The sequence below is a fragment of the Psychroserpens citreus genome (assembly GCF_055686305.1).
The window spans coordinates 2,058,877-2,071,505 of record NZ_CM145999.1 but is presented as its reverse complement, the minus strand read 5'-3'; the positions used below and the strand labels follow the sequence as shown (position 1 = coordinate 2,071,505).

The 12,629-nt window shown below is 28.9% G+C and carries 12 protein-coding genes; all 12 read right to left on the bottom strand.

Annotated elements, in window-relative coordinates:
• Positions 1–3 precede the first annotated feature (3 nt).
• Positions 4–1,095: a non-hydrolyzing UDP-N-acetylglucosamine 2-epimerase gene (gene wecB, locus ACTU6T_RS09225; RefSeq protein WP_460217923.1), complete on the bottom strand. Its 1,092-nt coding sequence runs from the start codon at positions 1,093–1,095 to the stop codon at positions 4–6.
• Positions 1,096–1,120: 25 nt separating this feature from the next.
• Complete coding sequence (locus tag ACTU6T_RS09220; protein ID WP_460217922.1) at positions 1,121–1,819, bottom strand: WecB/TagA/CpsF family glycosyltransferase; 699 nt, start codon at positions 1,817–1,819, stop codon at positions 1,121–1,123.
• A complete protein-coding gene (locus ACTU6T_RS09215; protein WP_460217921.1) occupies positions 1,809–3,011 on the bottom strand; it encodes a delta-aminolevulinic acid dehydratase in 1,203 nt (400 codons plus the stop codon). The genes ACTU6T_RS09220 and ACTU6T_RS09215 overlap by 11 nt, the downstream gene beginning before the upstream one ends.
• Before the next feature lie 4 nt (positions 3,012–3,015).
• Positions 3,016–3,966 carry a formyl transferase gene (locus ACTU6T_RS09210; protein ID WP_460217920.1) on the bottom strand — a complete coding sequence of 317 codons (951 nt, stop codon included), beginning with the start codon at positions 3,964–3,966 and terminating at the stop codon, positions 3,016–3,018.
• Complete coding sequence (locus tag ACTU6T_RS09205) at positions 3,967–5,067, bottom strand: polysaccharide deacetylase family protein (RefSeq protein WP_460217919.1); 1,101 nt, start codon at positions 5,065–5,067, stop codon at positions 3,967–3,969.
• Between the two features lie 17 nt (positions 5,068–5,084).
• The gene (locus ACTU6T_RS09200) at positions 5,085–6,068 is read right to left on the bottom strand and encodes an acyltransferase family protein (RefSeq protein ID WP_460217918.1); all 984 of its coding nucleotides are present in this window, start codon (positions 6,066–6,068) and stop codon (positions 5,085–5,087) included.
• An 11-nt stretch (positions 6,069–6,079) separates the two neighbouring features.
• A complete protein-coding gene (locus ACTU6T_RS09195; protein WP_460217917.1) occupies positions 6,080–7,156 on the bottom strand; it encodes a glycosyltransferase in 1,077 nt (358 codons plus the stop codon).
• Between the two features lie 93 nt (positions 7,157–7,249).
• Complete coding sequence (locus tag ACTU6T_RS09190; protein WP_460217916.1) at positions 7,250–8,104, bottom strand: hypothetical protein; 855 nt, start codon at positions 8,102–8,104, stop codon at positions 7,250–7,252.
• 55 nt (positions 8,105–8,159) lie between these two features.
• Positions 8,160–9,620, bottom strand: coding sequence for an MBOAT family O-acyltransferase (locus ACTU6T_RS09185; RefSeq protein WP_460217915.1), 1,461 nt, complete (start codon positions 9,618–9,620; stop codon positions 8,160–8,162).
• A 6-nt stretch (positions 9,621–9,626) separates the two neighbouring features.
• Positions 9,627–10,661 (bottom strand): ATP-grasp domain-containing protein, encoded by a 1,035-nt coding sequence (locus ACTU6T_RS09180; RefSeq protein ID WP_460217914.1) that lies wholly within the window; start codon positions 10,659–10,661, stop codon positions 9,627–9,629.
• 2 nt (positions 10,662–10,663) lie between these two features.
• Positions 10,664–11,743: a CapA family protein gene (locus ACTU6T_RS09175; RefSeq protein WP_460217913.1), complete on the bottom strand. Its 1,080-nt coding sequence runs from the start codon at positions 11,741–11,743 to the stop codon at positions 10,664–10,666.
• Positions 11,736–12,629: a polysaccharide deacetylase family protein gene (locus ACTU6T_RS09170; RefSeq protein ID WP_460217912.1), complete on the bottom strand. Its 894-nt coding sequence runs from the start codon at positions 12,627–12,629 to the stop codon at positions 11,736–11,738. The genes ACTU6T_RS09175 and ACTU6T_RS09170 overlap by 8 nt, the downstream gene beginning before the upstream one ends.

Below are 12,629 nucleotides of genomic sequence, written 5' to 3'. Positions count from 1 at the left end.
TTTTTAAAAGACTGATTTTAAGGATTCTACAATTCGAGTAGCTGTTTTTCCATCCCATAACGGGATATCATTCCCTTTTTTCCAATTCCCAGCGAACAAGGTTTTTAAATAGGGTTTCAAGTTCTTAGGATCTGTACCTATAAGCTCATTAGTACCTAAGGTGATTGTTTCTGGTCTTTCAGTATTATCACGTAGAGTAAGGCAAGGAACACGCATAATAGATGCTTCTTCTGTAATACCTCCAGAGTCTGTAATAACTGCTTTGGCACGCTCTACGAGATAGTTAAATTCTAAATAACTCAATGGCTCCACCGTATGAAGTCTAGAGTGACTTATATTAAGTCGTTCTAAAATTTTTGCTGTTCTAGGATGTACAGGAAATACTAATGGCAAATCTTCAGTATGAGCAATAATTTCATTAATCATATCTTTTAATTGAGATTCCTCATCTACATTTGCTGGCCTATGTAAGGTCATTACTATATAATTACCTTCAGAAAGTTCAAGATCTTCCCAAACTTGAGGTTGTTTAAAATTTGGGCGTTGCTTTAACAAGGTATCAATCATCGTATTTCCAACGAAAAAAATCTGCTTGTCTTTTACACCACTTTCTTTTAAATTCTTATTTGCTGTTTCTGAAGTTGTAAAAAAGTAATTTGTAATACTATCTGTTACTAATCTATTTATTTCTTCAGGCATAGTCCAATCATTCGAACGAATACCTCCTTCAACATGAGCCACTTCAGTATGTAATTTTTGAGCCACTAGTGCACACGCCATAGTTGATGTCACATCTCCTACTACCAATACAATATCTGCAGGATGAGTCATTAATTCTTTTTCAAAATTAATCATAATGGCGGCCGTTTGTTCTGCTTGTGTTCCACCACTGCATTCTAAATTAACATGAGGTTCAGGTATTTCTAATTGCTCAAAGAAACTACCAGACATATTTTTATCATAATGCTGACCCGTATGAACTAATCTATAATCGATATCAAAACCATCCATTTGAGACTTTTGAATCGCATGAATAATTGGTGCTATTTTCATAAAATTAGGTCTAGCCCCAGCTATTATTGTGATCTTTTTCATATTCTAATTTCGTTTTTTTTATTCTTTAATATCGATTTAAATGTAAATTAAGGAAAAACCGAACTAAATGTATTTGGCGTTTTATTCTAGAAGGCTGACTTAACAATCTATAGGTCCATTCCATATTGTGCTTAACCCACCATTCAGGTGCACGCTTTACATGACCAGTATACACATCAAAGCTACCTCCCAACCCTTGATATACGGCTTGATGTGATTTTTGGATTTTTTCCATTAGATTTTCTTGCTTAGGCGATCCCATAGCTACAAATACAACATCTGGTTGGTGTTTTTTTATGTCCTCTATAAGCGCCTTTTCTTCGGCGTCAGTTTTGATATAACCATTTCTATAGTTACATATATTGATGCCATCAAACTCTGTTTTAAGTTTTTTTACGGTAGCATCTATAACCTCTTGCTTTCCACCTATTAAATAAAATGATTTAGTCTTAAAGTAGTTCTGAACTACATCTAACCATAACTCACAACCAGGTATTTTAACGGCATTTTTAGCACCTTTCTTTCGTAATGCCCAAACAGCACCAATTCCATCTGGATAACCAAGATTCCTACTAATCAATGCTCTACTAGCGTCTGTAGCGTGTAAAATTTTCTCGGCATTTACTGCCACCATAATTTTATGATTATCAAATGCATATTTCATCAACTCATCTCTAGATGAAGGCGCATAGGTCATAACACCATTTAAGGATTTAGCTTCCATTAATTGCAGTTTTAGTTTCTAATAAAAAATGTGCCATCGCATTAAACATAAATGCATTACTCCATCTCATATAAGAGATTTTTGAACTTATTCCTTTTTTTAATTGATAATAAAAATATCCTTTGTTGTCCTGCATATTGGAAATTGTCCAATCTAAAATTTTTGACATTACATCTTCATTAGCTTTAAATTCATTAAGTTTTGACATGGTTACAATAACTTGAGCAGGACAATGAATATCTATTGGATATGTTCTATTATGATAATATTTAGGCATCCCGTTATCTTCAAAGAAATGCTCTAAATAGTATGCTGTTCCTTTCTTAATATGCTGCTGAAAACTATAATCTCCTGTATTTTGCTGATAAGTTTCTATAGCATCTAAGTTAAAGCCTGTATGAAAACTATCTTTCCAAGATTGAACAGGTAATAAACCATAAATCCAAGACCCATCTTCTTCTTGCAGATCACATGCTGCAATAACTGCTTTTTTAGCCAATTCGGCATGCGCTTTATTTTTGGTGTATTTATAAGAATAGCTCAATATTTTTGCACCTAATAAAGAGGCATTAATAACAGTGTTATTACCATCTTTAATACTATAAGAGAAAATAATTCCGTTCTCGTGTGTTGTTCTTGATAAATCATTTGTAACAAAATCGGCAGCAGACAAAACTTCGTTTAAAACGGTTTTATCATTGGTGATTTTGTAGCTTTCAATAAGAGCCTCGACACTAAAACAGGTAGCTACAACAGTAGGTGTATGTTTTTCAAACAAAAATAACCGTCGAGCTTGCCAATCAAAATTGTAACCCCAACAGGCACCAGAATAACCTTTAGATTTTAAGCTCAATAACAAAGAAGTAACCTCCTTTACTTTTTTGAGCAACTCTTGTTTGGTTCCAAAATCATTACAACCATTGTCAGCTAATTGATATAAGCGACAATAGCCTAAAAGAAATAAGGCTACACCTTTAGCATTGTGCTCTTTAGGAACAAACAATAATTTTCTAAAATTAATCGGACTTCGTTTAAACCCTTGAATCCAAGCCAAACGAGCTAAATCCCAATGTTTTAAAGGCAAGGCTTGAAACACTTTAGAATTCATTCCATCATAAGGATCCCAACCTTTATAGTTTTCGGCCTCACAATAGGATTTAAGCTTCAAAAAAGATTTATCTGGAATAATCATCAATTTATTTTTTCATTTTATTCACTAACCATGGGTGCATTTCATAAAAAACATGACCTTGTTTGTTGTCAAGTTCAATAAACTCATCATTACACAGTAAGCATATTGATTTAAAAATCCTATTTGCTAAACCAAAGTAAATTTCCTTTTTTATTGATTTAGTTTTAATATTTGTAAACATAAGTATCTTCCCTGAATCTATTTCTTTACTAATTAAATGATTCGTTATTGTTAAGTTTGCTCCAAATAATTTTGAATATAAAAGTGTAGACCTTCCTTTAAACAAAGGCAGAGCCCCCCAATGATCGTTTATTAACCCTTTTTTAAATTTAGAAATGATATTATCAGAAATGATAAAACTTAATTTATGAAAGCCCACATCATATTCTTTTCCAATATTTATTTTTCTTAAATCTTTTTTATTTTGAACTTTAATCTGTTTATAACCATGTCTAAAATAAAATTTATAGAATAAAGAAATTAATGGATTGAAAAACAAAAGCCTATACACCTTGCTTGGGTGGTACATTATATTGACAACATCAATATCTACATTTAGTTTACTAAATTTTTTATAGGCAAAAATAAACTGAAAAGGGTTACCAATTAGTGCAATAGAATTATTTTTTAAATACGATTTATTTACTTGCGCATTTGAATCTTGAATATCTAAACAATATTTCAAGTCTTCATCAAAAATATATCGATATTTACTATTACTATAATTTAAATTGAAATGATCAATACTTCTTTGAAGCTGGTCAGTCTTATTATCAAACCACAACAGTTCATTAAAAAACCTCACATCATCAGTTTCAATAAATTTTTTTTCAAGATAACCTTCAACAAACTTAGGTATTTCACTTTTCAGCCTTTTTAAGTGAATTTTCTTTAATACTTCATCTAAAGAAGCATCTTGATCTAAATCTAAAAAATCTAATAATTTAAGTTCCATTTATTTCCTAAGAGGCTTTAGAATATTTCCTTCTATGTGAGAAACTAGCTTATTTGATGTGATAAATTCAATGTTGTCATATTTATTGGTCACATAGGCAAAAAACCTATCTATATCATCAAAAGTGTTTTTAAAATCTTTAGTATGGGTTTCAATTACCATCAACTTATAATCATAATCTGATTGTTTTATTTTTTTATAAGATCTATTAAACGTATTTTTAAGATACCAAAATCTCTGAGCATTTATCTTTAAATGTGTTTTAAAAGGTTTTAAACCCAAATTAAGTTTATCCTTTCCACTTAAAGGCTTTAAGCTTTCAATCTTTTCTGGCATAGTACTTATATCCATATCCTTATTTTTATTAAAAATATTAGTGATTTTTAATTCAAAAATATATCTAACAAAATCAACCCAATTTAGATAAGTAGGAGTCATAGGCAAAACAACAACATCATTATTATTACTTATCTTATTAATATCTTCCTTACTTGTATAGAAAGGATAAAAATCACTTTCAAGTTCTGTATAATTAAAATTTAAACTATCCACTTTGAGACCTTTTATAGGTCCCATTACTAGTTTTATGCCCTTTTCCTTAAATAGGTCATATAAATCTTTAAAAGGTTGCAAGCCCCAAGAACCCGCTTTATAAGAATTTAAGGTGGAAATAGAATTAAACTTTGCTAACAAACTACTAAGCTCCTTAAAAGCTTCATTAAATAAATCTGTTTGTTCCTTAGATGTTAATTGACCTATATTCCATTTATCAGTCACATAAACATTATCATTCATAATTTCTGCATTTACCCATTGAGAATGGAGATGCATTTGTACATCCATCTTATTTTCAAGTAACATTTTTATTACTTCTTCAATAGTTTTGGCTTGAAATTTAAAATCTTTGAAATATGAGTTTTTTTTCAAAAAAAGATAATGTGCTATATCGACATAAAAAGTACCCTTAATATTATATTTGTTTAAAATTTCTATATAACGTTTTGTAGGTAGATATTGCCTATACAATGGATGACCATAACCATTACCTAAAATTTCATTATCATCTTCTAATAGAACATAAACTATATCTTTTTTATTCACAGTATTAGTCTTTAATTTTAATGTATGTATTTAGCCAACAAAGGAAGCCTTTTTTTTATAATTTTATATAAAATAATAGGTAAAAATACTCCTGAAAATATAATAAATGGAGCTAACAAGTAAAATGATTCTATAAAGAGATCATATCCCAATATTTTTTTCAAAAAAAATGTAATTCCTCCCATAAATAATGTATTAAATAAATAGATATTAAAGGAATTTTCACCTAAAAGCTTCAAAAACGCACATGCTCTTTTCTCGCTAATTTTCAAGCTTAAATAATGTATTGCTATTATAGCTATAAAACTAACAATATTCTTATGAAAATTAAGTATACCTAGATATTCTAACACAAACCATAAACCAAACAAAAACAAAGCAAAAACACCTAAACTTCTTAAAAAGTGCGTATACTTCACAATGTTATTAGACAAAAAGCAACCAAGAATAAAATATGGCAAATACCAGAAAAAGAAATTTAATGAAAGAACATCTGGAAAATTAAAAAAAGAAAGAATTAAACTCCCAATAAAAACTAAATACATATAAATATTTTTATTTTTAATACTCATAATGCAAGGAGTAATTAGGTAGTATAAAAATAACACGTATATATACCATAAAAATCCACTATTCCCTTTTGAAGGGTATATTAAAATGTTAATTAGATCTTTAAAAATCCCTTGATTCTGCCCCAAAAAGTACTTTCCTAAAAAAAACAATATTGAAAGTAATAGATATGCAGGAAAAAGTCTAATGACCTTTTTCTTTACAAATTTCAAATAATCTTTACTCTCATTTATAGGTTTATAAGTATATCCTGAAATATACCCAGACATAAATAAGAACAAGGGCATATGAAATTTATATATAACCTCTTTAAGGCTTACATATAGATCGACACCTTCCTGACCTCTAGATGCTAAATGCCCCACAACAACTAATAAAATTGCTATCCCAGTGGCTATTTTTACATCATATAGAATTTTCTTTTTTACCATAAAACCAAACATTAGTCTTCATCCAATATTATTTCTTTTAATCTACTATAGACAATTGATTTAGTAAAATTATTTGCTGAATACTCTATATTCAATTCTGAAATTTCTTTTCTAAGTGACATATTTAAATATAGAATTTCTATTTTATCAACTAAGCTTTTAACACTTTTCATCTCAACAAACATTCCCATTTTTTCATTTATAAAAAAATCATTTAAACCTCCTACTCTTGTGGTAACGATAGGCAACCCTACAGCCATAGCTTCCAACACAGCATTAGGCATTCCTTCAGAATAAGATGGAAATACAAATAAATCACAAGAAGCAAGTAATTTACACTTAGAGTCTCCTTCTACATAGCCTACAAATTCAACATCTTCAAGATTTAACTCTTTAACTTTTTCTATTAAGTCATTTAACTCTTTACCATTACCTGCGATAGATAACTTAAAAAATGGATATTTTTGCTTTAAAATAGAATAAGCATCTATAAGTTCATAAATACCTTTATAAGTCTCAATTCTAGACAGAAATAATATATCAAAGAATTCTCCCTCTTTAAACTTAATTCTATGATTAAAAACATCATCATCTACCATTGTCGTCAAATTATAAATTCTGTTTTTATACCCAAGTTTTCTTAATGATTTAGATATTTCAGAATACAACACAATTGCTTTTTTAACTTTTAACAAAGGAAACGTTAGCAACAAATATGGGAACTTCAAGTATTTAATATTATTAAAATTCCATCCTCTCCAAAATACAATAACCCTAACATTAAGTAATTGTCCCACTAGAGCACATAAACTATCTCTTAAAATAGCATTAATATTTAAAGATGTATTTAACATTAAATGATCATATCTTCCAACTTTTAAGCATTTAGCTATTCTATAGACATGGATTAACGTTGTATATAATTTATTTTTTATTCTAAGGTTATCATTATTTAAATAGTAATATTTATGATTTTCCTCTAATGAGTTTTCCAGTTTTTTATAAAAATTATGAACTCCTCCTCTTCTATTTTCAATATTTTGATCAGGTACAACTATTAATGTTTTTAATTTATTTGGTTTTACCATTAAAATCTTTTTTTATTAAAAATCATCTGTACTTATTTAACTTGAGTAGATACCAAAATTAAAGTTTCGATGGGATTCATTTTCGCCAATAATTTATTTTGTAACGCTATCGTTTTTTAATCTAAACTCTAATGCTTTTAAAAAAACCTGCGCTCCCTTTTTATTTAAATGATCTTGATCTTTAAACATTTCATCCGATAGCGATAATTGTTCTTGAAAATCAATTGTACTTATATTATTTAAAAACAATACATTTTGAGCACCTGTATCATATTGCTTAATTTTATCATAATAACGTTTAGAAACAGGATATTTAATCCCTTTGATCTGGAATTCGAAACGCTTGCTCAATTCAATTATCTTATTCAAAAAGAAAAGGCCCTTTTCACTTGTTTCTTTATCACTAAATTGTTGCTCAAACCTATTAGCAACAGATATGTTTTGGACAGCATCAGATAAATTACCAAAACTAGCATTATCAAAATAGTCGCTTTTAAAATAATTTTTTAAAGACTCAAAATAAAAACTACCATAAGATGTTTCAAATAATGGAATCACCTTGAATGCTTTACTTTTAAAAAAAGCACCATTTAATTCATCATCATATACATCTTCAATCATATTTACATATGCAAGGTTTCTAATAGAGTTGTTAGACACGTCTCTATATTGTGACAATGTGTGATTGTTAGCTGTAATCAACACTAAATCATCAGCGTTCAATTGAGGTGCTAAATAACACAATTTATAATACATATCTTGATAGTTATCACCGACATATGAAAAATTAAAAATATTAAAATCGTTAGTAAGATTCTTTAATGCCTCTCCATGAGAATCACTTAACAAAAACACATTATATTTTTCAATACTACTATTATTTAATAAGTATTTATCATACACCACATCTTTTGTCCAAAAAAAGTAAATAACAAAATTAACCGCCATCAAAAGCAGAAAAAAAATAACACATTTTTTTAAGAATTTGCTCAAAAGTTATAAGTTAAAATTGAAAATAAATGAATTCGATATCGGTTGTAAAATTACCTAAAAAATATATCATTAAAATTAGCACCATATACATTGTCCATCTTAAAAACTTAAATCTATATACACTCCGATTTATTGAATTTTGATTAAATTCTAAACCATGAAGCTTATCTCTTTGTAACCATTCAATAACAAAGAAAAAAGCAACTAATGCAATTAACACATTTGGCAATACTACAGGAATTGTAAACAGTGATTCTGCGAACATTCTATTTAAATAATCAAAGGCTACACCAATACTATCTGCTCTAAAAAAAATCCATGCTATACAGGTCATAAAAAAAGTTAAACACATTCCAGTCAATTCTTTAAGCGTTGGAAAAAGTCGTCCTTCTGCAATAGCATTAGTATTTTTTCTATTTCGTTTTAAAATCATTAATGGCAAAAAATAACAAGCATTTAAAAACCCCCAGAACACAAAAGTCCAATTTGCGCCATGCCAAAACCCGCTAACAATAAAAATAATGAACGTATTTCTAATTTTACTAGAAATACCTCCTCGACTTCCTCCAAGTGGGATATATAAATAATCCCTAAACCAAGTAGACAATGACATATGCCAACGTCTCCAAAATTCAGCTATATCTCTTGAAAAATACGGAAAGGCAAAGTTTTGTTTTAAGTTAAAACCAAATAGTCTAGACGTACCAATTGCAATATCAGAATATCCAGAAAAATCACCATAAATTTGTAGTGCAAAAAAAACAGATCCTATTAGTAAGGTGCTTCCTTCATAATCTTGATAGTTATTAAATATTTGATTTGCAAAAATCGCACAGTTGTCTGCAATAACTATTTTTTTAAATAAGCCCCATAAAATTTGCCTCATACCATCACTAGCAAGCTTATAGTCAAATTCTCTTTGCTTATGAAATTGAGGCAATAAATTTGTAGCTCTTTCTATTGGACCAGCAACTAGTTGAGGAAAGAAACTTACAAACGCTGAAAAAGAAATAAAATCATTAGTTGGTTTTAAATTTTTTCGATAAACATCTATAGTGTAGCTTAAGGTTTGAAATGTATAAAAACTAATTCCAACAGGCAATAAGATATTAAGTGAACTAGAACCAAATTGGTAGCCAAAAAATGAAAATGCATTTACAAAACTATCAACGAAGAAATTATAATATTTAAAAAAACCTAAAAACCCTAAATTAACACATATACTTATCCATAATAACAATTTCCTATAGGAAGATCTTTCTTCTTTTTCAAGCCATTTACCTATAGAATAGTCAACTAAAGTACTAAAGAGTATTAAAGATAAAAATCGCCAATCCCACCAACCATAAAACACATAGCTAGCAATAACAATTAAAAAATTTTGAGCTCTTAATTTACCTTTAAGTACAAACCAATATAGACTAAAAACTAAGGGTAAAAAAATTGCAAACTCCAAAGAATTAAATATCATCTATACTCAATTATTTTTATTCAAATATTGTATAATACTATCTGCATATACTTGTTCTAGGTCAAGCTTTTCATATACTGGTACCCATTGCATATCTTTATTAACAAAATAATTATCAGACAATTGTTGACCAGATGAACCAAATCCTGTGAATTGAAATTCTAACGTATAAAATTGACTATTAGCATAAGCTATATCGAGAGACAGCATTGGTGAATTAAATTTATCATATATAGACTTAGCGTAATCAAAAATACCTTCAGGGATATTTGCTTTGGTTCCAAACAAATATTTTTCTTTACCACTTCCACTAGCTCTAAAGTCATTTTCTTTAACGGGTCTTTCAACTATGTAATATTTGTCATGATATACAAGCACTTTCCAATCATTCATTAGATTGGGTATAAAATTTTGAGTGATAAATTTATTTCTGTATTTCGATACAGGAATATAATCTTTATGCTTAAACTGTCTTAATTTTTCTTTGACATCTTCCTTAAAATGAAACGATTTACTAGCAGTTTTAATTTTATTTAATAAATCATCATATCCTTTTCCTAAAAACACTCCAAGGCTTGAAGCTCCTGAAGCCATTTTAACCACAACATTGTCTTCTTTTTTTTTGAAATGCCTTTGAAACTCTTCTAAGGTTCCAAATTTCTGAGTTTCAATATTATTTAGAGGCTCAAAGTTCTGAACATCTCTTAAGATTTCCATAAAGACTTTATTGTGGTGAGATTTGAGATAAATGAAATTTGGCAACACTTTTGCTCCAAGAGCCTCAAGTCCTAAGACAATATCTTCTATATATAGCTTATAATATTCTTTATTATCTTCAGTAGTTGTATATAACATTATACTATTTACATATTTGGAATCTCTAAAATCTATTTCAGATGGAGACATAAATACGGCATTGTAGCCAAGAGCTTCAAAATATTTAGTCAACTTTACTTTGTCCATCCCACTATGATATGGATTAGCTTTATACTTGTTCCCAAAAGCTCCTCTATGATTAGTAAGCAAATAAATATTTTCCATAATTATTTTTTTATATACTTAAGAACTCTTTTAAAATCTAGAGTCATTATTTTTTTTAATGGGCCATCATTAGCTTCAATAAAATACATTTTTATAGGAACAATCTTCTTAAGATGCCAAAAATAAATCTTCCATAGAATTAGATTATTTTGTATTACTTTAAAGATTCTATTCCTCCAATGCATTTTAAACTTAGTTAGTGGGCTATTATTAAGTTTAATAAATTTATCAATATTTTTAGCATGAATCACTTTAACTGTGTAACTATCCTTTAAAAATGACACTTTCGGTATTATTGTTTTTCGCTTTCTATACCGACCAATTTCGAATAGCTCATCATCTTGAACAATGTCGTCAAAACAAAAATTTCCTAAACTATAAAATATATACTTCCCTTTATATATTTCATAAGGTTGTACTGTATGAGAATGACCTCCAACTATCAAATCGGCTCCAGCATCAATAAAGCCTCGTGCCATATCTGGTTGATTAAAATCTGGATAAAACCCTTCTTCCACACGACCTCCCCAATGCAACAATACTACAACATGGTCTACCTTATCTTTAAGATTAGTAATATGTTGCACTACTTTATCAAACTCAAAATAATTTAAAAACACATCTGCATTCTCTGGCATTTTAGGATTTGTGTTTAAAGTCACATAATTCAATAAACCTAGAGTTATGCCATTCTCCTTAACAATTAATTCTCTTTCAAAAGCAGACTTATCAGTCGAAGCTCCGATAGACTTGATATGTTGACGTTTGAGTTGTTCTAAAGTTTTTTCAAAACCATCTCTTAGATTATCAAACACATGATTATGTGCCAAGGTAACCACTCCTAAATTGAGGTATTTTAATAATTCAAGTGTATTGGCATGAGTACCCAACCTAGGATGTTTTAAAGCATTCTCTCCATAATTCCCTTTTGCCATGCATTCTAAATTTCCAATATTAAAATTAGAATTAGATAATTCTAATTCAACATCTTCAAATGGATTGATCTTATTTTCGTATAAATCATTATAACCATTATTAAAACTTATATCTCCTAAAAACGATATGTTCAGCATATTACTCATCTTTGAAGATTTTGGACCATATTGAGGATATTCGCGCTAGGTTTTCATACTTACCAAAGCCGTCAGGAACACAAATTCTTGGAATCTCAAAACTATTCTTTTGCGAAGAAAAAACCACAAATTCAGGCTGTGTAGTAAATGCAAATTCATAATTTGTTTGACGCAGTACATCTAAAGTGTTTTGATTATACGATCCGTTAGGATAGGCTAAGGAATTATTAGGATTTAAACCCCAACTTTTCAGAATTTTCTCAGACTCATTAAACTCTTCAAGGATAACATCATTTTCACAGTTAACAAGAATTGGATGATTTACAGTATGAGACCCAATTGTTACGACTTTTGCAAACTCTAAAAGTTCAGATTTAGTCATTATATTGCGTTTAATATCTCCTAGTTCTTTAGCTGCTTCATATAATTCAAAAGCTTTAGAAGCAGGCAAACTCTTAATATTATTCACACTAACTCCTGAAGTTAAATGATCATTTAATTGTTGAAATCGTTGTCTCACAAAATTAAGCCAAATATCACCATCATCTATGGCCTTTGGTGCCACAAATAAGGTAATTGGAATGTTATATTTTTTTAGCACTGCTGTAAGCTCTAAGTTTCCTTGCCAAGCATCATCAAAGGAAATAAACACAGTTCTTTTATGCTTACTTTTCTTTTTTTCAACACTCTGTTTAAATTCACTCAAAGTAATGATATGAAAGTCATGCCTTAAGAACCATTTTATAAGAGTCTCAAAAACTTTAACGGAAGGGTTATGAAAATAGATTGATAACACTTTTGAGTCGTCAAAATCATTTAACAGCATAGATTTCCCTTTCAATGAGAAAAGAAAAAAACCGAATAGATTTCCTAAAAATTTTCTAATAATTTTCAT